This is a genomic window from Kineobactrum salinum (assembly GCF_010669285.1).
In the GTDB taxonomy this organism is placed as follows: domain Bacteria; phylum Pseudomonadota; class Gammaproteobacteria; order Pseudomonadales; family Halieaceae; genus Kineobactrum; species Kineobactrum salinum.
In genome coordinates this window covers 167,617-191,866 of record NZ_CP048711.1, presented here as the reverse complement: position 1 = coordinate 191,866, position 24,250 = coordinate 167,617, and the positions used below count along the sequence as shown (strand labels likewise).

Here is a 24,250-nt window from a genome sequence, read left to right as displayed (position 1 = left end):
CGTCAGCACCCCGGCGGGACGGGCCGCCTCCGAGAGTTCTTGACAGGCGACATTTTTTATTCCCTTGATCTGCTACAGGGCGGTGACCGTAGCCAGTACCTCGCGGGCAAACTGCAATGCTGCGCCCGCTTCCACCCGGGTGCTGTAGGCCTCCAGAAACAGCTTGCCTGCGACGGTGCCATCGGGGGCGATGACGATCATCCCCGGGGTGGGAATGCCGTGGTGAGGGTCCCCCGGTCCGTAATCCGGATTGAGGATCCCCAGGGTCTTGAAGGTGAGGGCGTCTATATCCGACAGCACCGGGATGCTGATGTCGTGCCGGTCAACAAAGGCCTGCTGCAGTTCCGGAGGGTCGTAAGTGATGACCACCAGACCGATGCCGGCAGCATCGAAAGCGGCCTTGTGAGCCTGTAGTTCCAGCAATTCTCTTTTGCAATACGGGCACCAGTCCAGCGACCGGCTGGCCACCAGGACAGTGCCGTGGCGACCGGCGAAACGGTTCAGCAAAGTCACCTGCTCCCCCTGATAGCGGGCGCGTACGCCGGGAAAGTGTGAACCCGGTGCCGGGCCCGGGCTGAAACTGTCGTTGTCTGCGGGCAGGAACATGTCCGCTGTAAGACGCTCCAGAGCACTTTGCTTGAGTGGTTCGCGCAGCCAATAAAGGCCCGCGGCGATCAGCAGCACGAGTCCGGTAGCGAGCAGCAGCCATCGTTGCATGAAAGCAGTTCCTTCAATGGGTACGGCCCCCAGTGTAATGCAAAACGGCAGTGGGGACTTGTGGAGTGGGGTTCTGCGGGAACCGCTTTGCGGCGGTCCCTCTTGTCCACAACAGCGTCCAGCACGTATGCTTGGCACCCCGTTGCGGCACCAGGCTTCCATCTCATGCTCGACCAGATACTGATTTCGGCCCTGTTTCTGTGGTTGCTGGGCTGTTTGATTCTGACTGATTGGGCAGCGTCCCGGGTGTTTGTCGGTACCATGCTGGCAGCCTACTTTCTGGGGCTCGTCGATACCCCGCAGGTGCTGGAGAAGGCCGCCAATTCCGGACTTATCACACTCATGCTGCTGTTGCTGGTATCCATCGGTCTGGAAAAGCTGTCCTGGCTCAATCGCCTGTCGGGGCGCCTGATCTCACCCAGCTACAGTCTGAGTCTGTTGCGTCTGGGTGGTGTGACTGCGTTGTTTTCCGCCTTCGTCAACAATACCGCCGTGGTCGCCACCCTGGCCACCACGGTCAGGGCCAACCGCCATCATCCTGCCTCCCGGTTGCTGATCCCGCTGTCCTATGCAGCCATTCTGGGGGGCACGATGACCCTGATCGGCACCTCCACCAACCTCATCGTCAGCAGTTTTCTGGAGGATGCCACGGGCCAGGGGCTGGCCTTCTTTGATTTTCTGCTGGTAGGTGGCAGCGCCACCCTGGTGGGGTTGCTGCTGATCCTGCTGGCAGGGCGCTTGCTGCCCCATGACAGTGCCGAGCAGATTCAGGTGGCGGAGTATGTGGTAGAGGCAGAGGTGGGGCCGGAGTCGAGTCTGGTGGGCAAGAGCATTGCCGAAAATCAGCTGCGCGACCTGGATGCACTTTTTCTGGTGGAGATAGTGCGCGATGAACACTTGATCTCGCCCGTGGCGCCCGGCGAATACATTGAGGCCGGCGACAAACTTATCTTCTCCGGTGACATTACCCAGGTCAATGCGCTGGATGCCTTTGACGGCCTGCACCTGTTTGCGGTGGAGGAGGGCCTGTTGCGGGAAAACATGATGGAAGTGATTGTCATGCCCAATGCGGCAATCGAAGGCAAGACCATCAAGGAATCCGGCTTTCGCTCACTGTTCGATGCGGCAGTTGTCGGTATGCGGCGCGGCGGCAAGCGACTGTCCGGCAAGCTGGGCAATATCACCATTCAGGCCGGGGACAACCTGATGCTGGCGGTGGGGCCGGATTTCAACGAACGCAAGAATCTGGACAAGAATTTCGTGGTGGTTGACGATGCCGTGGCGGGCTCCACTACCACGCCCCTGCAGAACTGGTTCGTGACTCTGTCACTGGCCGCCATAGTGGCGCTGGCATCGCTGGAGATCGTGCCGCTGATCAAGGGATTGCTGTTCCTGCTGGTGGGCATGCTGGCGCTGGGCCTGGTGCGGGCCTCGGAGCTGCGGCGTCGTTTTCCGTTCGAGATCTGGCTGATTATCGCCTCCGCCCTGACCCTGTCCCAGGCGCTGACCAACACAGGGCTGGTGGCCAGTCTGGCGACGGCCCTGCAGCACAATCTCGTCGCCGTGGGCCCCTACACTGCACTGATCGGCATTTATCTGGGTACCCTGGTATTGACGGAATTGATGACCAACAATGCGGCTGCGGCGCTGAGCTTTCCAGTGGCTTTCGGCCTGGCTGAGAGCTTCGGGGTCAGCGTGATGCCCTTTGTTATGGCGGTGGCATTTGGCGCCAGCGCCAGTTTTCTTACACCTTACGGTTACACCACCAACCTGATGGTGCAGAACCTCGGCGGCTACACCATGCGCGACTACCTGCGCGCAGGGTTGCCGCTGTCACTGGGCTATTCGACCGTGGTGCTGGTGATGTTGCCTCGGGTATTCCCGTTCTAGACCCTGGCTGTCGAACAGCGGCAACTCCACCTGCATCAACAGGCCGGGATTGGTGTTGGTGGCGCTGATGTCACCGCCATGGCGGATGACGGCCCGCCGCGCTATTGACAGTCCCAGGCCGTAGCCGCCGGTTTCGCGGGCGCGCGCCGAATCGACCCGGTAGAACTCATCGAAGACCCGCGCCAGCTCCGCCTCTGGAATGCCAGGCCCCTGGTCCTGCACGGTGACCAGCAGTCGCTGATCCGCGGTACTGACGCCAAGCTGCACTACAGAATCCGTCGCGGTATAGTGCAGCGCATTGCGCAAGATGTTGTCGAAAGCCTTGCGCAACAGGGTGCCATTGCCCAGTACCAGGGCATGCTCCGAATCGCTATGGAATTCGACCCGGCGGCCAGTTGCGCGGCCTTCATAGCTCGCATCCTCACACAGATCGCGCAGCAGGGGGACCAGGTCGATGTGCTCGTCCATCAGGCTGTCATCGGTCTGGGTGCTCAGCAGTTCGTCGATCAGCTCATCCAGACGCCGGGCTTCGCGTTCGATACGAGCGAGTTGGGACTGCGGGTTGGCAGGATCCTTCCCGGCCAGTGCCAGTGCTACCTGCAGCCGGGCCAGCGGTGAACGCAGTTCGTGGGAGACATCCGATAACAGCCGGCGCTGGGCGTCTATGCGCTGCTGCAACTGTTCCGCCATGCGGTTGAAATCGCGTGCCAGATCATTGGTTTCATCACCGCCCCGGGTGCGCACATCCAGCCGGGTGGCCAACTGCCCGTCAGCCAGGTCGCGGGCGGCCAGCCGTAGCCGCTCAAGGGGCCGGGTCATCAGTCGCGACAGCAGATAGCACAACAGCCCTGAAACCAGTATTGCCAGACCCAGGCGCAGCCAGAGATTGCTGCCCAGGACACTGACGACGCGTGACCGGTTGGGCCTGAACACCAGTACAGAGCGGACCGGCCCCAGGTCGTCGCGGTACAGCTGGTGAGCGAGCAGATGCCGACGGTCGCCGCGCAGGAAAGCCCGCCTCGAGCCGTCACCAAGACGCTGCGCCACCTCGCTTACCTGAGCTGGCACCCGTCGTCCCAGCACATCCTCGCTGGCCTCGTTGAGGAGGAAGACCTTGACCCGGTGCTCCTGATAGACTTCCGCGATGGTTGCCGCCAGCGCATCGTTGGGCTGGTTCTGCAGATCGTACAGCAACCTGATAATGAACCGCGGAGGCGTATGTGGCCGCCGCGAATCGGATTCATCCGGTAGCAGCGAATCCAGGTAATGCCCCGCCAGCAACCAGCTGGCCAGCACTGCGCTGGTCACCAGCCAGAAGCCGATGAATATCTTGGTAAACAACGAGTTGAACGGCATCAATGTCTGTCCGTGTCGCCGGAGACGGTGAACTGGTAGCCGGCCCCGCGCACATTGACGATAGGGTTGTCAGCGCCACAGGCGGCGAATTTCTTGCGAATTTTGCTGACGTGAACATCCACCGAGCGGTCATAGGCCGACAGGGCCCGGCCCAGCGCCTGACGGCTCAGCGACTCCTTGTCGACTACGGTGCCCGCGCGTGACAACAGTGCCTGCAACACATTGAACTCGGCACTGGTCAGCTGCAGGTCGCAATCCCGGTAGTGGGCACTGCGATCGGCGCTGTTGAGGCAAGTGTGACCTACCCGCAGTTCGGTATCGACGCCAGGCTCGGGATGCCGGGCCCGGCGCAGTATCGCCCGCAGCCTCGCGGCCAGTTCGCGAGGGTTGCAGGGCTTGGGGAGGTAGTCGTCAGCGCCGAGTTCAAGACCCACGATGCGGTCTGTATCCCCGCCGCGGGCCGTCAGCATCAGTACCGGGGTGTCCAGTTGTTCCCGCAATCTGCGCAGTACCTCCAGCCCTGCATGCCCGGCAGCATGATATCCAGCACGATGGCGTCGTAGGCCTGGTCCCGGCAGCGCTGCAGTGCATCTTTGCCGTCGTGCAACATATCCACCGCGAAACCCTCCAGTTGCAGGAACTCGGCCAGCAGGGTACACAGTTCCCGGTCGTCGTCGATCAGCAGCAGTTGCTCGGGCATCGGGGGTTCTCTCGGAAAGCGGGCAAACTGGCCGCCAGCAGGGCTTATGTTACAAGTGTGAACGGACCCTAGTGTGACGTCCGTGGCAAGCAATGTCATCCGCAGGCTACGCCGCGAGACGCTTCTTTACTTTTATTAACCTCCGACGGCCGCACAATTACCGCGCCGCGGCCTAGACTTGTTTCGTGTTCAGCCAACCACGGAGAACGACATGCCAACACACCACAGAAAAACCGCTCGCAACACCGGACTTGCCCTGCTGTTGCTGGGCTCGCTCGCTGCGGCCCCGGGCTGGACGGCCCCGGGGGACGGGCATCACGGTGCTGATCCCGAGCGCATGCTGACAAAAATGAGCCGCCATCTCGACTTGAGTCAGGAGCAGCAGGATCGCGTTTCGCAATTGCTGGCACAGGCCCACGAGGCCGGCGCGGCCGACCGGGAACGGATGCAGGCACTGCGCGGGCAACTGCGCGACCAGCAAAGCAATTTCGATGCCGGTACAGCCCAGGCGCTGGCAGATGAGCTGGGACAGATTACAGCACGTAGCAGCTTTCGTCGGGCGGAAACCAGAGCCGGGATTTATCAATTGCTGGATGACAGTCAACGACAGAAGCTGGAACGGATGGAGGCGAAACGCCACAAGCACCGGTTCAAGCGGGGCCCCCAAGCCGATCGGCAGATGCGTCGCGAGGACTAAACTAACAGCTGGTCTACAGCGATCTCTGGTTCGGCCGGGTACGCTCGTGTACCCGGCCTTTTCCGGTATGGAGCACATGGCTCATCAGAGCTGCTGGACCATGAGGCCCAGTTCATTGACCGCTGTACCCAGCGCCTCCAGCTGTTTGCGGTTGCTGACCACCGCCGTGCTGGCCCGGGCTGGATCCAGGTAAAGCTCGGTAACCCGGCGCAAATCCTCCAGACTGACTGCCAAAATGGCGCGCCGGAACTGCTCCCGGTGCTGGTGGCTGCGGCCGAACAGGCGGTTGTAGAAATGCTGTTTGGCCTCGCCGGCTGGCGAGCCGGGTTTGTCCATGCTTCCAATCACCCCCAGGACTGCCTCCTCCAGGCTCGCCTGTTCATGCTTGTTCTCCAGCATCCAGGCAATCGACTGGTCGAAATCCTGCAGCGTATCCAGCAGCCGCGGGTCGCGATAGGAAAAGAAACGGAAGGCCGCGATACCAGAGTCCTGGCTGGCGCCGCCGCCGTAGGCACCGCCCTGTTCGCGGATGCTGCGGTGCAGGAAACCGTTGCGCAGGAATCCGCCCAGTACCGTCAGGGCGGCCGCATCGGGATGGCCCACCGGCACGGTGGGATAGGCCCGGGCGCAGAAGTTGACCTGGGTATTTGCCAGCCAGAATTCACGGCGCGGCTGACGGATTGGCTGGGCCTGGAAACTGGCTCCGGTGCCGGCTGATGCGGCTATGCCACTCCATGCCGAGAGCGACTGTTCCGAGGCCGCCTCGATCGCATGTTCGTCGGCGATCGCCAGCAGCTGACGCGGCATCTGGATTACAGCATCGTGAATGGACTGCAGGCCGGCAGTGAACTGCTGCAGCCCGCTGTCGCTGGCGAGCCCGTCGTCCAGTGCTTTCAGCTGGCGCAGTCCCTCCAGCCCGGTCAACTCGTGTTGCAGTCGCGCCAGCGGGCTCATGCCGGCACTGGCTGCGGTCATGGCCAGGCCGTGGCCACTGCCGGTCACAGACTGTTCCCGCCGTGCCCGCTGCTGACTGATCAGCTCCCGCAGCCGACCCGGTTCGTCGAACCGCACTCGCAGCAGGTTGTCCTGCATCAGCGCGATCTGCCCGGAGACATTGCGCGCCAGCGCCTGGGAGGACAGCGCAAAGCAGGCCTGCAGGGTCTGCTCGTCATCGACTGCGCCGCGCATTGCGGTGGACGCGCTGATTCCGCCCACCGTGGCGGCCTGCCGGTGCTGTACCGCCAGGTAATCCTGGTCACCCAGGCCCACTTCGGTAAGTACTTGCGTGTACAGAGGCAGCAGGGGCAGCTGGGTCTCCGACAATAAAGGCAAGGGAGTGACAAGTTGCTGGTAGACCAGGCCGTTGGTGCCCTGGCTGTAGCTGCTGAGACGAACTCCGTTGCGTTCCTGTTCGGTATACTTGTGTTCCGGCAGGCTGGTGGGCACATCCTTCAGGGTGACCTTGGGCAGTATGCTCATGTCGTCCACGCGCTGTTGGCGGGCTTCCAGTTGTTCGGCCAGCGCGATCACCGCCTGTTTGGCAGCGTCATCCATGCCGGCCTTGATTGCCGCCAGGCGCCGGGTTTCAGCCGCCAGCCGGCGGCTGGAGAGTTCGGTATCAGGGGTCATGACCAGAGTGACGCGGTGGGGGTTATCCAGCAGAATGCGCTGCGCCAGATCCTTGATATAGTCGGGGTCGCTGATATTCTGCTGCAGCCGCGCAAGTACTGGATCCAGGTCCAGCACCGCGACGGGATCGGCATAGTGAGTGGCCGGGCCCAGTGCCTGCAGAATCAGCTGCAGACCATAGGGAAAGCCACCGCCGCTTATTTCGCGCTGTTGCAGTTCCAGCTGGTGCAGAACAGCCGCCAGCTGCTCGGCTGGAACGCCCTCATCAGCCACCCGGCGAATCACTCCCAGGACCAGTTGCTCCAGTGCCTCAACGCAGTCCGCCTCACTGCCGGCGATGCCGCAGCTGAACACCATCTCACGCTGGGAGTCCTCCAGCCCGCACAGTGGTGATGGCGACTGCCCCAGCGTGGTGGTCTCCAACGCATGCATCAGTGGCGAGGCGCTATTGTCCAGCAGCACACTGGCCAGCAGCTGGGCTTCCAGCATCGCTTCCAGGTCAGTGCTCTCGCCCAGCAGCCAGCCGATCACGATATGGGTTTTGCGAGCGGTGTCTCCCTCTTCGTCCAGCGCATAGGGCCGCTGCACCCGCAGCGGCTCCGGCAGGCGCTGTTCCAGCGCCACCTCGATGCGTTCCGGCAGCCGTTCGAATCGCGTCAGCGCGCGCTGCTCAAACACCGCCTGGTGTTCGCTTGCGGGGATGTCGCCGAAGGTCATGAAGATCGCATTGCTGGGGTGGTAGTGACTGCGGTAGAAGGCCAGCAGCTCCTCATAGCTGAGGTCCGGTATGTGCTCTGGATCACCGCCACTGTTGTAGTGATAGGTGTTGGTAGGGAAGACATGTTCGCACAGAGTCTGCCACAGGGTGCTGTTCACAGAGCTCATCGCGCCCTTCATTTCATTGAAGACCACCCCCTTGAACACCAGCTCGCTGTCGGGATTGCCGGGTTCGGAGAATTCCACCCGGTGGCCTTCCTGGGCAAAGTCCAGCGGATCCAGGCGTGAGAAAAATACCGCATCCAGGTAGACGTCCAGCAGGTTCGCGAAGTCCTTGCGGTTCTGGCTGGCGAAGGGGTAGGCGGTCCAGTCGCTGCTGGTAAAGGCGTTCATGAAGGTGTTGAGGGAGCGCCGCAGCATCATGAAAAACGGGTCCCGCACTGGGTAGCGTTCGCTGCCGCACAATGCAGTATGCTCCAGGATGTGGGCAACGCCGGTGGAGTTCCTGGGCACGGTGCGCAGTGCGACCAGGAACACGTTTTCCTCGCTGTCGGCGGCGAGATGATAGTGCATGGCGCCGGTGCGCCGATGCTGGTATTGCTCGATGCGCAACTGCAATGTCTCGATCTCCTGACTGCGCAGCAATTCGAACGTGTTCTGGCTGGCTGGCCGGGCGGGGCTGGTTTGGGTCATGGCTCTCTCGTGTGATAACAGGAAGCGACAGTGTAACGGACAGTGCCAGTCTAACGCGATTCGGCGGCGGTTGCCGGCTTCGGTACCAGTTCAATACGGTAGCGCCAGGGCCAGTTCTTGCCGGTGACCCAGACAGAGCCATCGGCGGGGTTGCGGGCGATGCCATTGAGCACATCGGTATCTGGCCGGCGTTCCGGCAGCGGTAACAGTCCGCGCAGGTCGATACTTGCTTCGACCTCGCCGGTCACCGGGTCGATTATCACGATCCGGTCGCGTTGCCAGATATTGGCCCAAACCTTGCCATCGATCCACTCCAGCTCATTCAGTCGCGGTAGTGGTAGGCCGTGTTCGGTCACCGCGATACTGCGTAGTGGCCGGCCGTCCGCGGGATCGAGGAAGTGCAGGTGGTGGCCACCATCGGTGTAGATCAGCTCTCGGCCATTGTCGGTCAGGCCCCAGCCTTCGCCGGGAATGGTGAACGTCGTTTCCAGCTGGAGTTCGGCCCGGCGGTAGACCAGCATCCGTCGGGCCCGCCAGGTCAGCTGGTAGACCCGCTCGCCCAGTACGGTCAGCCCTTCGCCAAACAGACGCGGATGCAGGCGCCGCTGCTGTATCAGTTCGCCATCACTCAGGCGGTACTGCAGCAACCGGGACTGACCGTAGCGGCCGGTGCTGACATAGAGCATACCACCGACGATCTGCAGGCCCTGAACATAGTGGTCGCGCGGTTGCGGTTGCTGTTCGAGGACCCGGTAGCTGTATTCCTCCAGCGCCGCGACCGTATGGCTGATCAGCGCCAGCAACAGGCAGCAGGGCAGCAATAGTTGTCTCACAGGCGGTTTCTCCTCAGGTCCCGTATCAGAAAACGCGCCGGCGCAAGCGCTCGTACCAGCTCGGGTTCCAGTGGCAGCGGCTCATCGCAGATCTGTCCGGCAAGCAATTCCGCGGCCAGGGCGGTGGAGGTGAGACCCCGCGAGCCATGCCCGGTGTTGAGGTACAGCCCGGGAACACAGCTTCCAGCCACGGCAATCGCCTGGCGGGCATTGTCGCGCAGCGCACCGTAGTCGCGGACAAAGGCCTCCCGGTCCGGCACTGGCCCCACCAGGGGCAGATAATCGGGGCTGGCACAGCGCCAGGCCACGCGGGCGGGCAGGGCGCCGCGGTCCAGCTCCGCCAATTGTGTTTCCCAGTCGGGCAGGGCTTTGGCGAGGGCCTGCAGGTTGTGACTCTGGTCCGCGGTGCGTGGTGCCGGGTCCGGATCATCCAGGCCAAAGGTGGCGCCGACGCACTGGCCAGCGGCATTGGCCGGCGCAATATAGCCGCTGTGGCAGAGCACGGCCCGCAGCCTGGCCCGCACCGGATCCGGTGGCAGCTGGGTGGTCTGGCCGCGGATCATCCGCAGTGGCAGCCAGTCCAGTCCATGGAATGCAGCGCTGTGCTGGCCTGCGGCAACGACTGCGTGGCTGGCGCGCGCCAGTGGCTCGCCAGCCGCGCTCGCCACCCAGCTGCCGGCCTCGCGACCCAGCTGCACCGGGCCAGACTGTGCCAGCACCGTGATCAGCGGATGTTGCAGCAACGCCCGGCACAGCGCGGCGGGCTGGATCCAGCCCGCTTCCGGCAGCCAGTAGCCGGCGCAGGGCTGGTTCACCCCCACCAGTCGGGAGGCGGTGACGGGGTCCACCACCCGGGCCAGGCTTGCAAGCGACTCCAGCACCGGTCGCATACGGGCCAGTTCGCTGCTGTCAGTCACCTGTTGCAGGCAGCCGCAGAGCTCGCCCTGCTGCCCCTGCTGCAGCTCGCCGTGTTCCAGCATCTGGCGATAAAGTCTCGCCGCAAAACCATAGCTGGCCAGCGCGAAGTCGGTGGCGGGCGAATGCCGGTGTGACAGGCGGGTATACAAAATACCCTGTGCATTGCCCGATGCCGCCGAGGCGATCCCCTCTCGTTCCAGCAATGTGACCCGAATGCCGCGCCGGGCGCAGGCGGCGGCGGTGTGGCACCCGGCGAGACCGCCCCCGATTACCAGCAGCTCCTGCGGTCTTGGCAGGCACGACCGGGGGATGTCCCACGCGGTGCCGGCTGGCGCCGGCATTGCCACCGGCTTCTCCAGCGCGGCGCAAAGCTGTTCACGCTTGCGCCCGAAACCGGCGGTCTTGAGTACCTTGAAACCTGCGGCGGCCAGGTTCCTGCGCACCGCCCCGGCCGCGGTGAAGGTAGCCACGGTGGCTCCGGGCCTGCTCAACGCCGCGACCTGGGGCCATAACCCGGCCTGCCACATGGCTGCGTTGCGCGCCGGGGCAAAGCCATCCAGGTACCATGCGTCCACCAGTGCGCGGCGCCGGTACAGCCAGTCCGGCAAAACCTGCCCGATATCACCCCACCACAGGTCCAGCGTCAGCTCGCCGTGCTCCAACAGCAATCGGTGGGGCCCCGGCAACGGCGGCGGATACCGGGCCAGCAACTCCTGGCACAAGCCGGCCAGTGACGGCCAAGGGGTGTGGATGCGCTGCAGGTCGTCACGCGCGAGCGGAAATTTCTCTATCGACACATAGTGCAGACGCCGGGCTCCGGAGTGGCACTGCTGGCGGTATGCGCGCCAGGCCTGCCAGGTCACCAGAAAGTTCAGACCGCTGCCAAAGCCGGTTTCGGCGATTGTGAAGTCCGTGCTCCCGTGCTCACGCCACCGCCGGGGCAGTTCGTTCCCGGCCAGGAAGACATGCCGGCTCTCGGCCAGGCCGTTGTCGCGGGAAAAATAAATATCCCCGAACCGGGTCGACACCGGGTTGCCGTCATCGCCCCAGTCCAACTCGGCCGGCACCAGGGCCTGCAATGGTTCATTGCTGCGATTCATCGGCGTAAATTAAGCATGGGGGCGAATTGTGGAGGGCTGGTTGGCAATGGGAGAGTGCCGTCTGTGAGTGGAAAGCGGGGAGAATAGCAAAGGCGGGCGGCCGGTAGTATCCCGGGATCAGCCGCTGCCGTCATCGTCTCCTGGCCATTGGCCAGCCGCTGGCCTTCACGCGCCGCAGGCAGTAGACTTGCCAGCCTGTTGAAAGCGAGGTCGTCATGGCTCAATACCAGTCCCAGACGGTGCCCAGGGAAAAGTTCCTGGTCATGTCCGTCAATCTTTTGTACAAGGCCTTCCTGGAATCGCGCCGCACCGAGGCGAAAAACGTGTTTCGGGACATGCTGGCGGGAAAATCGGTGCATCTGACCAATGTGCAAATGGAAGACAAGTCCCAGGTGCGCTTTGAGATCGCGCTGGACCACAGCGAGTATCGCGGCAAACTCAACTTTGGCGGCTTTCGTGCCAGTCTGGTTCAACTGGTGGCGCAACTGAGCGAGGCTCTGAGAGAGAAGCGCGACGTTACGGTATTCACGGCCGAACACAATCCGGACGTGATGATTTTCGGGGTTACCGCCGTGACCTATGAGGACGGGCAACCCTGCGTCATGGTGTTGGGCGCCGATTCCACGCCGGCCAGGGGAGCAATCGAGCTGCGTTTGCAATATCTGGACCCCGACCAGTTCGCCCCCACCACCGATGCCGAGCCGGAAACGCCGCCCGGCTGAGGGCGGACCTCAGCGACGTTCCAGTGCCGCGCACCTTGGCTCAGGATTGTTGCCGGGCGATCCAGGCATCGACCCGGCGCTCCAGGAGACTCAGCGGCAGGCTGCCGCCAGCCAGGACGGTGTCGTGGAAGCCGCGTATGTCGAAGTCCTCCCCCAGCTGCCGGCGCGCCGATTCCCTGAGTTCCAGCAGTTTCTGCATGCCTATCTTGTAGGATACGGCCTGGCCGGGCCACACCAGATAGCGGCGTATTTCAGAGCGCGCCGAGGGTTCGGGAATGGGTGAGTTGGCCATCATGTATTCTACTGCGCGCTCTTCGCTCCAGCCCCTGGCATGCATGCCGGTGTCCACGACCAGCCGGATGGCCCGGAAAATCTCGGCGCTGAGGCGGCCAAAATCATTGTAGGGATTGTCGTATAGCCCCATTTCCCCGGCGACCCGTTCCGCATACAAGGCCCAGCCTTCGCCGTAGGCGGAATACCAGACATGGCGGCGAAACATCGGCAGGGTGGTACTCTCCAGCGCGATGGAGAGCTGCATGTGGTGGCCGGGGCTGCCTTCGTGGTAGGCCGTGGTCTGCAGGTCGCTGCGATTGTTGGCGTTCATGTCCGACAAGTGCATGTAATATACGCCCGGCCGACTGCCGTCGGCGGTACCTTCTTCATAAAACGCCGAGCCGCCCGCTCGCTCGCGGAAGGCTTCCACCCGTTTCACCCGCAATGGCGCCTTCGGCAGCACACCAAAGTACCGTGGCAGCTGTGCCTCGATGCGGTCCAGGTACTGCTCGGTTTCGGTGATGAAGGCCTGGCGGCCCTCGTCGGTGTCGGGATAATAGAATTGCTCATCGGTGCGGACAAAGTCGAAGAAGTCATCCAGCGTGCCCTCGAAGCCCACCTGGTCCATGATGGCTCCCATCTGCTGTCTGATCCTTGCCACTTCCTCCAGCCCCAACCGGTGAATCCGGTCAGCCTTCATGTCCAGCGTGGTATTGTATTGCAACCGCTCGGCGTAGTAGGCCTCGCCTGCGGGTAGTGCGTGCACGCCCAGCGCTTCTGCGGCGGCGTGGGTACGGTCCTGGCGCAACCAGCTGACCAGTTCCTGGTAGGCCTCCCGGAAGTCTCCGAGCAGCGCCTCCCGGGCCCGCTGCTGCAGCTCTGTGGCAGTTTCCCGGCCAATGTCGCCGGCCTGCTCCAGAGCTGTGAGCTTGGCGGTGAGGTCAGCCCACAGCGCGGAATCATCGCCACTGTCGGTGAACGGTGCCCCCGTGATGATGCCGTTGGCCTGTTCGATCACGGTATCGTAGGCAAAACGCGGTGGCCGGATGTCATCGACAGCTGCCGCCCTGGCCCGCTCCAGCAATTGCCGCAGTGCCCTCCCGATGCCGTGCAGGCGGCTGATATAGGCCTCCATATCCTGCGGGCTGTCCACCTGGTGATAGTTGATCAGCAGTTTGGGCAAATTGGTATGAGGCGTACTTACCTGAGTGAAGATATACTGCTGGCGCCGGAAGGCATCGGCCTGTTCCAGGCGCTGAAGCCGGTAGATCCAGAAATCCCGCGACAGCTGCCCTTCCAGGCTCAACGTATCCGGGTCAAAGCGTTGCCGCAACTGCTGTACGCTGTTGCGAAACCAGGCCAGGAAACGCTGGTCGGCTGCCTCGCTGAAATCATCAATCTGATCGTACAGCTCGTGCCGGCCGAGCGTAGTGAGCTCGATGGGCGAGAACTGCAGTTCCTCTTCGTACTGGCCGTCCAGCCAGGCATGCAGTTCATCGGTTGCGGCCCGTGCATCGCCGGCAAGCGCAGAGCTGGCATGAACCAGCCAGGCCAGCACCAGGCAGGCATACAGGCTACGGGCAGGGCGGGATATACGGGTAACTGGCATGACGGTCTGTCCGCTGTTCGATGAGGCCAAAGTGTGGCAGCTGGCGGTCAATTGTCCAGCCCAAGTTCCGGTAATGTCACCGTTTCCCGGATTGCCGGAGCCATCACCTCGGCGGTGCCGCTGGCCACCAGCTTGCCGGCCTGATTGCTGACCCGGCAATCCAGGGTGACCTGCCGGCGACGAGCTTCCTTGGCCGTGACTTCGAGGATGATCGTCAGGCGGTCGCCCACCTTGACAGGCAGGCGGAACTTCAGCGACTGGCCCAGGTAGACAGTGCCGGGGCCTGGCAGTTGCATTGCCAGCGCAGCGGAAATCAGTGCGCCGGTAAACATCCCGTGGGCGATACATTCGCCGAATACTGTGCCTGCTGCATAATCCGGGTCCAGATGCAGGGGGTTGAGATCCCCCGAGGCGGCGGCGAACAAGCGGATATCCCTCTGGGTCACGTCGTGGGTCACGGTGGCCGTCTGGCCGAGACTGATTTCGTCGAAGGTATGGTTGTGCACGGTGGCCATGGTATTGCTCTCTGCGATGGGTCCGGGGGCATCATACCGGAAGGGCCCGCGCGCGGGCCATCGGGACTGCAGCTGCCGATGGCATGCGCAGAAGGCAGAGGTGCAGTACACTGATACTGCTGTCGGGTGATTTTGCGTGGCAGCCGGCAAGCCAACTCGCAGCAGTATCGGGTGTGTGGCGAGGTAACAGATTCTGGCCTAAAAGTGAGGAGAGCAGATGCCGGATTCCAATGCGGAGCAAGTACAGCATCATATAGATGCGGCGTACCGGGAGCTGGGTATCGACCCCGGTGTGGATCTCGGTCGCTTTGACAACCTGGTGCACATGGCGGAGCACGCCTTCAGCGAACACCCTGACGAGGCAGCTTTTAGCAGCCTGGGCCACACCCTCAGCTTCCGGAACCTCGACCGTCTCTCCAATCAGTTCGCGAGCTGGATTCAGCATGCCTCGGATTTGCAGCCGGGCGATCGTATCGCGGTGCAGCTGCCCAATCTGCTGCAATACCCGGTCGTTGTTCTCGGCGCCCTGCGGGCGGGTCTTGTGGTGGTCAATACCAATCCGCTCTACAGCGAGCGCGAACTCGAGCACCAGCTGAATGATGCCGGCGTCAAGGCACTGGTGGTGCTGGCCAATGTGGCCTCCACCGCGGCCGCGGTGCTGCCGCGCACCAGTGTGGAAAAGGTGCTGGTGACCGAGTTGGCAGACCTGCACCCGCCGCTCCGGCGCTGGCTGATAAACAGCGTCGCCCGCTATGTCAAGCGCATGGTGCCGGCCTTCGAGATACCCGGCGCCATCGGTCTCAACAGGGCCCTGAAGCTGGGCGCGCGCCAGCCTGCCAGGCGTGTGCCAGCCCCCCGGGACGGGCTGGCGATGCTGCAGTACACCGGCGGCACCACCGGCATCGCCAAGGGGGCAATGCTGTCCCACAGCAACCTGGTTGCAAACGTCCTGCAGGTGGATGATTTCATGGTCACCCAGCCGTTGGGACCGGAGGATTGCACCCTGCTGCAACCCTTGCCCGTCTATCACATCTACGCTTTCATGACCTGCATTTATTCCATGGTCAACGGCAAGCACATGGTACTGGTGCCCAATCCGCGTGACCTGTCTTCGGTGGTGAAAGCCATGGCCAGGTATCGGCCGGCCATTTTCTTTGGCCTCAACACACTGTTTGTCGCCCTGTGCAATAACGCGGCCTTCCGGAAGCTGGATTTTTCTGCTCTCAAGGTCACCATGTCCGGGGGCATGGCGTTGAGCCACGCGGCGGCGCATCACTGGGAGAAGGTGACGGGCTGTGGCATTTCGGAAGGCTATGGGCTTACCGAAACCTCGCCGGTGGTTTCGGCCAATCCGGGAACTCGCAGGATTCTCGGCACCATCGGGCTGCCGCTGCCGGGCACCGCTGTCAAGGTCGTGGATGAGCAGGATCGGGAGCTGCCGGTGGGTGAGCCTGGCGAGCTCTGCGTGCGCGGGCCACAAGTCATGCAGGGCTACTGGCAGCGACCCGAGGAAACCGCTGCGGCATTGGATGCCGAAGGCTGGTTCCGTACCGGCGATATCGCGATCATCCGCGAGGACGGTTACCTGCAGATCGTCGATCGCAAGAAAGACATGATTCTGGTGTCCGGCTTCAATGTCTACCCCAATGAGATCGAAGACGTGCTTTATGAGCACGAGGATGTGCTGGAATGCGCGGCGGTGGGCATTCCGGATGAGACTGCCGGTGAAGCGATCAAGATGTTCGTGGTCAGCGCCTCCGGAAAACTGACGGCAGACGAGGTGAAGGATTTTTGCCGCCGCAGCCTGGCTGCCTACAAGGTGCCGCGCCAGGTCGAGTTTCGCACCGAACTGCCCAAGACCAATGTCGGCAAGATTCTGCGCCGGGAGCTTCGCGACCAGGCGTGACCGCAATCCAGAGAGACGTGACCGACAACCGTTCCATACCTGATATCCAATTTCCCGCAGAGCTGCCGGTGGTGCAGCGGCGGGAGGATATTGCGCGGGCGATAGACCAGCACCAGGTCGTGATCATCGCCGGTGAGACAGGTTCGGGCAAGACCACCCAGATCCCCAAGATCTGCCTGCAGCTGGGTCGTGGGCGTGAGGCCCGTATCGGCCATACCCAGCCCCGCCGGTTGGCGGCGCGCAGTGTGGCCCAGCGCATTGCCCAGGAGCTGAATACGCCGCTGGGCGAATTGGTGGGCTATCAGGTGCGCTTCAACGACAGCGTATCGGAGGCCTCGGCAATCAAGTTGATGACCGATGGCATCCTGCTCGCGGAAATTCGCAGGGACCGGCTTCTGCGCCAGTACGACACGCTGATCATCGACGAGGCGCACGAGCGCAGCCTCAATATCGACTTCCTGCTGGGTTATCTGCACCAGCTGTTACCGCAGCGGCCCGACCTGAAGCTGATCATTACCTCGGCCACGATTGACGTGCACAGCTTTTCCCGCCATTTTTCCGATGCTCCGATCATTGAGGTATCGGGCCGCAGTTATCCGGTGGAAACGCTGTATATCGATCCGGCTGAGGATCGGGATCTTGGATTGCAGCAACAGATCGTCGAGCTGGTGGATGCGATAGAGACTGGCCAGTTCGGGGCCCGTGGCGATGTGTTGGTGTTTCTCTCCGGCGAACGCGATATTCGCGAACTGGCAAAACAGCTGCGGCACAATGACCGTCTCGAAGTATTGCCTCTGTATGCGCGCCTGAGCCAGGCGGAGCAGAGCCGGGTTTTCGACTTGTCGCGGCGCCGCGGGCTGCGGGTGGTGTTGGCAACCAATGTGGCGGAAACCTCGGTCACGGTGCCCGGTATCCGCTTTGTGATCGACCCGGGCGAGGCACGCATCAGCCGCTACAGTTTCCGCACCAAGGTCCAGCGCCTGCCCATCGAGGCCATTTCCCGCGCCAGCGCCAATCAGCGCCAGGGGCGCTGCGGTCGCCTGGGTCCAGGAGTCTGTATCCGCTTGTACTCCGAGGCTGACTTTCTGGCGCGGCCCGAATTCACCGATCCCGAGATACTGCGTACCAGCCTGGCTGCGGTGATCCTGCAGATGTTGCAGCTCGGCCTGGGGGAGGTGCAGCGTTTCCCGTTCATCAATCCACCGGACCCGCGCATGGTGCGCGACGGCTACAAGCTGCTGGAGGAGCTGGGCGCGGTCAGCGCCCGGGGCAAGCTCACCGGCACTGGCAAACAGATGGCGCGCCTGCCGGTGGACCCACGGCTGGCGCGCATGGTATTGGCGGGCCGCCAGTTTGGCTGTCTGGACGAGATTCTGGTCATCGCCGCCGCGCTGGCGATCCAGGATCCGCGGGAGCGACCGGCCGACAAACAACAACAGGCAGACCAGATGCATGCCCGCTTCCGGCACCCGCGCTCGGATTTCATGGCCTGGCTGGCCCTGTGGCAGTACTACGAGGAGCAGCGCCAGAATCTGAGTCAGAGCCAGTTGCGCAAACTCTGCCAGCGCGAATTCCTGTCCTTTCTGCGGCTGCGTGAATGGCGCGACCTGCATGCCCAGCTGCGTATTGCCTGCCGTCAACTGGGCCTGCCGGCCGGCAGCGGGCCCGGAGCAACGGCAGCGGAGGAGCTTCCCTACGAGGGCATCCACCGGGCCCTGCTGGCCGGTCTGCTGTCCAATATTGCCCAGCACCTGGAGGACCGGGACTATCTGGGCAGCCGCAATCGCAAGCTGCAGATCTTTCCCGGTTCGGCCTTGGGACGGCAGCGACCGAAGTGGCTGGTGGCCGCGGAAATCGTCGAAACTTCGCGGATATTCGCCCGGGGTGTCGGCAGTATCGAGCCCGCCTGGGTGCTGGATACCAACCCTGCGCTGTTGAAATACCACTACTACGAACCGCGCTGGGAGGCGCGCAAGGGTCGGGCAATGGCCTGGGAAAGGGTGACCCTGTACGGCCTGGTGGTCGCCGATCGGCGCCCGGTCCACTACGGCCCGATCAATCCCGTGGAGGCACGCGAACTGCTGATCCGGGAGGGCCTGATCGGTGCGCGCCTGCCCCGGCATCCCGCCTTTCTCAAGCACAACCAGCGTTTGCTGAGGGAGCTGGAGGATATGGAGGCGCGGGTGCGGCGCCGCGATCTGCTCGCGGATGAGCAGGTCCTGTTTGGCTTCTATGATGAGCGCCTGCCGGCGAACCTGACCACGGCGGAGCAGTTGCGGACCTGGCTGGCCACCGAGCCAGCCGCCGACCGCGAGTTGCGGGTGCCGCGGGAGTTGCTGCTGGCGCGTGATCCGGGCGCCGGACTGGAGCAGCAGTTTCCGGACCGGCTGCGCTGGGAGGATGTGGACTACCGCCTCAGCTACCAGTTCGAGCCGGGCCAGGTTGGCGACGGGGTATCGGTCACGGTTCCGGTGGGCCTGCTCAACCGGGTACCGCGGTTCCGGTTTGACTGGCTGGTGCCGGGGCTGCTGCGTGACAAGTGTATCCAGTTGGTCAAGAGCCTGCCGAAAAGCAAGCGCAAACAACTGGTGCCGGTACCCGACTATGTCGATCGTGCCCTGGCCGCGCTGGAACCGGATAATATCGATCTTTACGCCGCGCTGGCTGCACAGCTGACCCGCCTGGGCGGAGTGTCCCTGCAGGCGGGGGACTGGGCACGGGACAAATTGGACCCTTTTTACCGGATGAACATCCGCGTGGTGGATGCGAATGGTCGTTTGCTGACCCAGGGACGCGACCTGGATGCCCTGATCGAGGCATTTCGCAGTGACACCCGCGACACCATCGCCACCGCGGCGCCGGCCCGCAGTCCGGCGCGGCAGGATATCACTGGATGGGATCTGGGCACGCTACCGCGGGAATGGCGTTTTCGTCAGGCCGGCGTCGACATCGTGTCCTGGCCGGCACTGGTGGATCACGGGGAGTCGGTGGCAATCGAGCTCAGCGACTATCCTGGCCTGGCATGGTTGCAGCACCGTCTGGGTGTGTTGCGCCTGCTGCAGCTGCAGCGCCGGCAACAGGTGAAGTACCTGCGCAAGCAACTGTTACAGGGAAACGAAACCAGCCTGCTGCTGGCCGGCGCGGGGCAACAGCGGTCCCAACTGGTGGACGACATGATCGATGCGGCCTTTCTGCAGCTGTCGGGTGCGAGTGCAGTCGGGGAGGCGTCGTTGCCCTATACCGAGGCGGCCTTCAATGAAGCGTTGCAGCAGTGCGAGGGCGTGGTTGAACGCGCCGGGGAGCTGGAGGGCAACCTGCTCAATGCATTGCGGCCGCTGGCGGAGCTGCAGCCGCTGCTGGCGCGCTACGCGGACCCGGCCTGGGCTGTACCACTGGCGGATGTGAAACAGCAACTGGCTGCGTTGTGGCAGCCGGGATTCCAGCGCGACAGTCCGGCCCAATGGCTGGCCCAGTTACCCCGCTACATGAAGGCATTGCGGTTGCGGCTGGAGCGTCTCAACGGCCAGCTGGAGCGGGATGTGGGGCACACCGAAATGCTGCAGCGGCTGTCCGAGCCACTGCTGGATGCCTGTGAGCAACGCGCCGGGTTGTTGCTGCGCTGCGAGGCGGCGCAGCAGTACCGCTGGATGCTGGAGGAGTTCCGGGTGTCCCTGTTCGCCCAGAACCTGGGTACGCGTGTGCCGGTTTCTGAAAAACGCCTGCGGGAGCAGTGGGAGCGGGTTGCGGCCTGGCTGCGGACCAATCCGCATTGACCCGAGGCCTGACTCGCCGGTTTTGTGAAAAATTACCAAAGGGTAGACGGGCGACAGGAAACTTCAGGGTTGATACTGGGTCTTAGCTGATTCCGGTGGGTGTTGGCAGCGGTTCGCCATGTGTGCCGGGGCGGTGTTATCCATTTCTCCAAAAACAGGACGCTAACAATGGCTCAAACAAAAAAACCTCTGGCTCTCGCTTTTGGCGCAGCCTTTCTCGCAAGCTCGGTTGCCCCCCTGGCTGCCGCCGACAACAATCCTTTTTCCGCTGCGCAGCTGAGCGGTGGTTACGATCTCGCCAACTATGACAAGCACAAGGAAGGCAAGTGTGGCGAAGGCAAGTGTGGTGAAGCAAAAGGCGACAAGGACGGTGAAGGTAAATGCGGCGAGGGTAAGTGCGGCGAGAAGGATGGTGAGAAGCACGGCGAAGGCAAGTGTGGTGAAGGCAAGTGTGGCGAGAAGAAAGACGCCGAGGGCACGTGCGGCGGGGCCTGATGCCTGAAACACCATCCGGGCTCCAGGGAGCGGGGCTCGGTCTGCGGCGGGCCCTGTTGGGCCCGCTTTTGGCCGCCGACCAGGGATCGGTCGATTTCTTCGAGGTGGCGCCGGAGAACTGGATCGGGGTGGGTGGCCGCTACGGCCGTCAGTTCCGCGAGCTGGTGCAACGCTGCCCGCTGGTATTTCACGGTCTGTCACTGGACATCGGCGGGCCGGACCCGGTTGACCGCGAGCTGGTAGCTGCAGTTCGCGACCTGATGCGGGAGTTCGATGTCGGCATTTACAGTGAGCACCTGACGTACTGCGCCGCAGAAGGACACCTGTACGACCTGCTGCCGATCCCCTTTACCGAAGAGGCTGTCGCCCATGTGGTGGAGCGGCTTCGCCTGGTGCAGGATATTATCGGTGCACCTGTGGCGCTGGAAAATGCCTCCTATTATGCCCAGCCCCATCGCGAACTGAGCGAGGCCGAGTTTATCCGGGCGGTGGTAGAGGCTTCGGGTTGCGAGTTGCTGTTGGATGTCAACAATGTCTACGTCAACAGTATCAACCACGGCTATGACCCGCGCGAATTCCTGCGTTCACTGCCACTGGAGCGGGTACGTTATATCCATGTGGCAGGGCATTTTGACGAAGCTCCGGACCTGAAGGTGGACACTCACGGCGCCGATGTGATCGATCCGGTCTGGTCGTTGTTGGACGATGCCTATGAGCTGCTGGGGCCGCTGCCGACCTTGCTGGAGCGCGATTTCAATATCCCCCCGCTGCCGCAGCTGTTGCAGGAGACGGATCGTATCCGGGCCATGCAGGGCGAACTGCGAGAGGCCGGCAACTGGCCGGAGCAGGCCAGTGCCTGAGCTGCGCCAGAGTCAGCTGGAAATGGCGCGGTATTTACGCAATCCCGAATCCGTGCCGCCGCCTGCCAATGTGGAGGCACGGCGCCTGAAAATATACCGGGACCTGGTGTACAACAATATCGAAGGTTTCATCAGCAACGGCTTTCCGGTGCTGCGCAGTCTCTACCAGACCTCCCAATGGCATGCGCTGGTGCGCGAATTCATTGACGGTCATCGCTGCCACACGCCGTATTTCCTGGAGATCAGCCAGGAGTTTGTGCAGTTTCTGTTGCAGCGTCCGCGATGCGATGCTGCCGATCCACCGTTCATTGCGGAGCTGGCCCATTACGAGTGGGTGGAACTGGCACTGGATGTGGCCGAGGAGCAGTTGCCGCCCGCCACCGGTGCTGACCGCGACCCATTGACCGGTATCCCGCGCCTGTCGCCTCTGGCCTGGGTGTTGTCCTACAGATATCCGGTACATCGGATCGGGCCGGGGTTCCAGCCGGCGATAGCGACGGAACCGACGTTCCTGACGGTCTATCGTGATCTTGGAGAGACTGTACGGTTTATGGAGATCAACGCCGCCACCGCGCGCCTGCTCGAACTGACCCGTGACAACGAGGTCCACAGCGGCGCTGATTTGCTGCAGCAACTGGCCACGGAACTGGACCGGGACCCGCGGGAGCTGAACGACTTTGGTGCCGCACAATTAAGTGATTTTGTCCAGCGCTCAGTAGTTCTGTATTCCTGACCGCGACATCATCAGTTGCCCCTGCAACTACAGAAGCGTACTATTTCGCGAATTTTTTACCGATCTGGAAGATGGCTGTATCATGACCCACTGGCGTTCCCTTCTGTTACTGTTTGGTGTCCTCGCGACAGCGCCCGCTTACGCTCAGGAGGATTCCGGAACAGATCCCTTTGAGGCGATCAACCGGCCGATTTTCGAGTTCAATGACCGGCTGGACCGCTACGTGCTGAAGCCTACCGCAAAGGGCTATCAGTTCGTGATGCCGGACGTCGCCGAGCAGGGAGTCACCAACGTATTTGCCAACCTGCGTGACGCCAACGCAGCGGTGAATGCTCTGTTGCAGGGGCGGCCAGGGGGGCTGGCCAGGGCTGGTGGGCGTTTTCTGTTGAATTCCACGATTGGCATGCTGGGCTTGTTTGATGTCGCGACGCCGATGGGGGTGGAACGCTACCGCACGGACTTTGGCCACACCCTGGCGATCTGGGGCCTGCCCCAGGGGCCTTACCTGGTGGTGCCGGTGCTGGGCTCACGCACGGTGCGCAGCGGTACCGGCTCGGTGTTCGATTCCTTCACATCGGTGGAGGTCAATGTCGATGATGCCGCCACTCGCAACACACTGCTGGCGCTGGATATTGTCAACACCCGGGCCCGCCTGCTGCGGAGCGAGGACCTGATTTCAGGTGACCGCTACATTTTTATCCGCGATGCCTACCTGCAGCGCCGCCGGGCGCTGGTCAGCGACGGCGAAGTCGACGACAGTTTCTCCGATTTTGGTGAGGATGACTGGGACGAAGACTTCTGAGTATTTCGCCGTGTTGCAGACACCAACCAAAACTGTGAAATGGTCCCCAAAGCGGGTGCATAGTGGTTGCCCGGCGCCTGCCAACAGCGTAGTGTCGAGGCGAATTTGCCCTCCAAAGTCCAACATGATGGATTCCAACGGCTATGTGCTGGTCATCGACGATAACGCCTCCCGCGCGGCGGCGTTGGCAGAGACAATCGCCGAGGCCGGCTACCACACTGAAGTGATCGGCGACGTCACTCAGGCCTACCATTCGCTGCAGAACAACAGCGAGCTGGACGTTATTCTCTGCGAACTGGATCTGGATGATGTGTCCTGGATAGAGGCCCGCCACGCACTGCGAGACCTCAATTTGCAGATCCCCGCCATCATCATCAGCGACAAGGCGGAAGTGGACAAAATGATGACCGCGCTGCGTCTGGGCGCCAGTGACTTTTTCGTGCGGCCGATCGAGGATCGCGAGGCACTGCTGAAATCGATCGAACGCTGCGTGCGGCAACGCCAGCTGCGGCGGGAACTGCAGGAATCCCGCCAGCGTCTGGAACTGGCGAACACAGAATTGCGTGGCACAATCAAGATGCTGGAACAGGACCAGCAGGCCGGACGGCAGGTCCAGTTGCGGATGCTGCCGGCCAGCCCCATGCTGCTGGACCGATATGTGTTCAGCCACACCGTGATTCCCTCACTGTATCTGAGCGGTGACTTTACTGACTACTTCACCGTGGGCGGACGCCATGTGACCTTTTTCATGGCCGACGTATCCGGTCACGGCAGCTCCTCGGCCTTTACCACGGTATTGCTGAAAAACCTGTTTGCACGCAAGCGCTCGGATTTTCTGCGGCGGGACGATGCCACCATTATGAGTCCGGTGGCAATGTTGAAACGGGCCAACAAGGAATTGCTGGATCTGGCCGTGGGCAAGTATGCCACCATGGTTGTGGGCCTGCTGGATACAGTGGATAACACTCTGCGCTACAGTGTGGCCGGTCATCTGCCCCAGCCGGTGCTGGTATCGGCCGAGGGCGCCCGTTACCTGCGCGGCGAGGGCTCCGCGGTAGGGATCATGGAGGACGTGGTCTACGAGGAGCACCTGATTGATCTGCCCGAGCGCTTCATGCTCGCGCTGTTCTCGGATGGCATTCTGGAGATTCTGCCGCCGCAGAACCTGATCGAGAAGGAGAGATACTTTCTGAACGTATTTGAGGAGTCCGCCGATTCACCGGAACAGCTGGTCACCCGACTCGGACTGGATCATGTCGAAACCGCCCCCGACGATATTGCTGCGCTGTTCATCAGCAAGCGGGATTGAGGA

General features: G+C 62.6%; 18 protein-coding genes and 1 pseudogene. 10 read left to right on the top strand and 9 right to left on the bottom strand.

Features of this window, described 5'->3' with window-relative positions:
• Positions 1 to 72: 72 nt before the first annotated feature.
• Positions 73 to 717 (bottom strand): peroxiredoxin-like family protein, encoded by a 645-nt coding sequence (locus tag G3T16_RS00865; RefSeq protein WP_163493427.1) that lies wholly within the window; start codon positions 715 to 717, stop codon positions 73 to 75.
• Positions 718 to 882: 165 nt separating this feature from the next.
• On the opposite strand from G3T16_RS00865, the gene G3T16_RS00860 reads away from it, so the two are divergent.
• Complete coding sequence (locus G3T16_RS00860) at positions 883 to 2,607, top strand: SLC13 family permease (protein WP_163493426.1); 1,725 nt, start codon at positions 883 to 885, stop codon at positions 2,605 to 2,607.
• Here G3T16_RS00860 and G3T16_RS00855 read toward each other — a convergent pair.
• The 3 genes and pseudogenes from G3T16_RS00855 to G3T16_RS23315 all read right to left on the bottom strand — a co-directional run.
• The gene (locus G3T16_RS00855; RefSeq protein ID WP_163493425.1) at positions 2,551 to 3,963 is read right to left on the bottom strand and encodes an ATP-binding protein; all 1,413 of its coding nucleotides are present in this window, start codon (positions 3,961 to 3,963) and stop codon (positions 2,551 to 2,553) included. The two genes, G3T16_RS00860 and G3T16_RS00855, sit on opposite strands and share 57 nt — an antisense overlap.
• Positions 3,963 to 4,184, bottom strand: a complete 222-nt coding sequence (locus G3T16_RS23320) for a winged helix-turn-helix domain-containing protein (RefSeq protein ID WP_456298668.1) — start codon at positions 4,182 to 4,184, stop codon at positions 3,963 to 3,965. Before G3T16_RS23320 ends, G3T16_RS00855 begins: the two co-directional genes overlap by 1 nt.
• Before the next feature lie 201 nt (positions 4,185 to 4,385).
• Positions 4,386 to 4,663 (bottom strand): annotated as a pseudogene (locus G3T16_RS23315) (response regulator); the annotation flags it as partial.
• A gap of 211 nt (positions 4,664 to 4,874) precedes the next feature.
• Between G3T16_RS23315 and G3T16_RS00845 the strand changes: the two are divergent.
• The gene (locus tag G3T16_RS00845; RefSeq protein ID WP_163493424.1) at positions 4,875 to 5,360 is read left to right on the top strand and encodes a Spy/CpxP family protein refolding chaperone; all 486 of its coding nucleotides are present in this window, start codon (positions 4,875 to 4,877) and stop codon (positions 5,358 to 5,360) included.
• Between the two features lie 84 nt (positions 5,361 to 5,444).
• Here the strand turns inward: G3T16_RS00845 and G3T16_RS00840 are convergent, their stop codons facing one another.
• Genes G3T16_RS00840 through mnmC form a run of 3 tightly spaced genes read right to left on the bottom strand, consistent with a single transcriptional unit; the run spans position 5,445 to position 11,250 of the window.
• Positions 5,445 to 8,399, bottom strand: coding sequence for an insulinase family protein (locus tag G3T16_RS00840; protein ID WP_163493423.1), 2,955 nt, complete (start codon positions 8,397 to 8,399; stop codon positions 5,445 to 5,447).
• A 50-nt stretch (positions 8,400 to 8,449) separates the two neighbouring features.
• Complete coding sequence (locus G3T16_RS00835) at positions 8,450 to 9,232, bottom strand: glutaminyl-peptide cyclotransferase (RefSeq protein WP_163493422.1); 783 nt, start codon at positions 9,230 to 9,232, stop codon at positions 8,450 to 8,452.
• On the bottom strand, positions 9,229 to 11,250 hold the full coding sequence (gene mnmC / locus G3T16_RS00830) for a bifunctional tRNA (5-methylaminomethyl-2-thiouridine)(34)-methyltransferase MnmD/FAD-dependent 5-carboxymethylaminomethyl-2-thiouridine(34) oxidoreductase MnmC (RefSeq protein ID WP_163493421.1): 2,022 nt from the start codon (positions 11,248 to 11,250) through the stop codon (positions 9,229 to 9,231). Before mnmC ends, G3T16_RS00835 begins: the two co-directional genes overlap by 4 nt.
• A gap of 215 nt (positions 11,251 to 11,465) precedes the next feature.
• On the opposite strand from mnmC, the gene G3T16_RS00825 reads away from it, so the two are divergent.
• Positions 11,466 to 11,972 (top strand): hypothetical protein, encoded by a 507-nt coding sequence (locus G3T16_RS00825; RefSeq protein ID WP_163493420.1) that lies wholly within the window; start codon positions 11,466 to 11,468, stop codon positions 11,970 to 11,972.
• A 40-nt stretch (positions 11,973 to 12,012) separates the two neighbouring features.
• Here the strand turns inward: G3T16_RS00825 and G3T16_RS00820 are convergent, their stop codons facing one another.
• Together G3T16_RS00820 and G3T16_RS00815 are read right to left on the bottom strand one after the other, a co-directional pair.
• Complete coding sequence (locus G3T16_RS00820; RefSeq protein WP_163493419.1) at positions 12,013 to 13,854, bottom strand: DUF885 domain-containing protein; 1,842 nt, start codon at positions 13,852 to 13,854, stop codon at positions 12,013 to 12,015.
• A 47-nt stretch (positions 13,855 to 13,901) separates the two neighbouring features.
• On the bottom strand, positions 13,902 to 14,369 hold the full coding sequence (locus G3T16_RS00815) for a MaoC/PaaZ C-terminal domain-containing protein (RefSeq protein WP_163493418.1): 468 nt from the start codon (positions 14,367 to 14,369) through the stop codon (positions 13,902 to 13,904).
• Positions 14,370 to 14,586: 217 nt separating this feature from the next.
• Here G3T16_RS00815 and G3T16_RS00810 point away from each other — a divergent pair, with 217 nt between their 5' ends.
• From G3T16_RS00810 to G3T16_RS00780, 7 genes are all read left to right on the top strand, one after another.
• The gene (locus tag G3T16_RS00810; protein ID WP_163493417.1) at positions 14,587 to 16,275 is read left to right on the top strand and encodes an AMP-binding protein; all 1,689 of its coding nucleotides are present in this window, start codon (positions 14,587 to 14,589) and stop codon (positions 16,273 to 16,275) included.
• Complete coding sequence (gene hrpA / locus G3T16_RS00805) at positions 16,272 to 20,048, top strand: ATP-dependent RNA helicase HrpA (protein WP_232059205.1); 3,777 nt, start codon at positions 16,272 to 16,274, stop codon at positions 20,046 to 20,048. Before G3T16_RS00810 ends, hrpA begins: the two co-directional genes overlap by 4 nt.
• A gap of 168 nt (positions 20,049 to 20,216) precedes the next feature.
• Positions 20,217 to 20,543, top strand: coding sequence for an HvfA family oxazolone/thioamide-modified RiPP metallophore (locus G3T16_RS00800; RefSeq protein WP_163493416.1), 327 nt, complete (start codon positions 20,217 to 20,219; stop codon positions 20,541 to 20,543).
• Positions 20,543 to 21,403 carry an HvfB family MNIO-type RiPP peptide maturase gene (locus G3T16_RS00795; protein WP_163493415.1) on the top strand — a complete coding sequence of 287 codons (861 nt, stop codon included), beginning with the start codon at positions 20,543 to 20,545 and terminating at the stop codon, positions 21,401 to 21,403. Before G3T16_RS00800 ends, G3T16_RS00795 begins: the two co-directional genes overlap by 1 nt.
• Positions 21,396 to 22,136, top strand: a complete 741-nt coding sequence (locus G3T16_RS00790) for an HvfC family RiPP maturation protein (RefSeq protein ID WP_232059204.1) — start codon at positions 21,396 to 21,398, stop codon at positions 22,134 to 22,136. The genes G3T16_RS00795 and G3T16_RS00790 overlap by 8 nt, the downstream gene beginning before the upstream one ends.
• 82 nt (positions 22,137 to 22,218) lie before the next feature.
• Positions 22,219 to 22,938 (top strand): MlaA family lipoprotein, encoded by a 720-nt coding sequence (locus G3T16_RS00785; RefSeq protein WP_163493414.1) that lies wholly within the window; start codon positions 22,219 to 22,221, stop codon positions 22,936 to 22,938.
• A gap of 124 nt (positions 22,939 to 23,062) precedes the next feature.
• Complete coding sequence (locus tag G3T16_RS00780) at positions 23,063 to 24,247, top strand: PP2C family protein-serine/threonine phosphatase (RefSeq protein ID WP_232059203.1); 1,185 nt, start codon at positions 23,063 to 23,065, stop codon at positions 24,245 to 24,247.
• Positions 24,248 to 24,250 lie beyond the last annotated feature (3 nt).

Coding starts and splice junctions, on each gene's coding strand:
- mnmC (WP_163493421.1), bottom strand. CDS start 11,250: ATGAATCGCAGCAATGAACCATTGCAGGCCCTGGTGCCGGCCGAGTTG.
- G3T16_RS00785 (WP_163493414.1), top strand. CDS start 22,219: ATGACCCACTGGCGTTCCCTTCTGTTACTGTTTGGTGTCCTCGCGACA.
- G3T16_RS00780 (WP_232059203.1), top strand. CDS start 23,063: ATGATGGATTCCAACGGCTATGTGCTGGTCATCGACGATAACGCCTCC.
- G3T16_RS00845 (WP_163493424.1), top strand. CDS start 4,875: ATGCCAACACACCACAGAAAAACCGCTCGCAACACCGGACTTGCCCTG.
- G3T16_RS00800 (WP_163493416.1), top strand. CDS start 20,217: ATGGCTCAAACAAAAAAACCTCTGGCTCTCGCTTTTGGCGCAGCCTTT.
- G3T16_RS00855 (WP_163493425.1), bottom strand. CDS start 3,963: ATGCCGTTCAACTCGTTGTTTACCAAGATATTCATCGGCTTCTGGCTG.
- G3T16_RS00840 (WP_163493423.1), bottom strand. CDS start 8,399: ATGACCCAAACCAGCCCCGCCCGGCCAGCCAGCCAGAACACGTTCGAA.
- G3T16_RS00825 (WP_163493420.1), top strand. CDS start 11,466: ATGGCTCAATACCAGTCCCAGACGGTGCCCAGGGAAAAGTTCCTGGTC.
- G3T16_RS00820 (WP_163493419.1), bottom strand. CDS start 13,854: ATGCCAGTTACCCGTATATCCCGCCCTGCCCGTAGCCTGTATGCCTGC.
- G3T16_RS00810 (WP_163493417.1), top strand. CDS start 14,587: ATGCCGGATTCCAATGCGGAGCAAGTACAGCATCATATAGATGCGGCG.
- G3T16_RS00865 (WP_163493427.1), bottom strand. CDS start 717: ATGCAACGATGGCTGCTGCTCGCTACCGGACTCGTGCTGCTGATCGCC.
- G3T16_RS00815 (WP_163493418.1), bottom strand. CDS start 14,369: ATGGCCACCGTGCACAACCATACCTTCGACGAAATCAGTCTCGGCCAG.
- G3T16_RS00795 (WP_163493415.1), top strand. CDS start 20,543: ATGCCTGAAACACCATCCGGGCTCCAGGGAGCGGGGCTCGGTCTGCGG.
- G3T16_RS00860 (WP_163493426.1), top strand. CDS start 883: ATGCTCGACCAGATACTGATTTCGGCCCTGTTTCTGTGGTTGCTGGGC.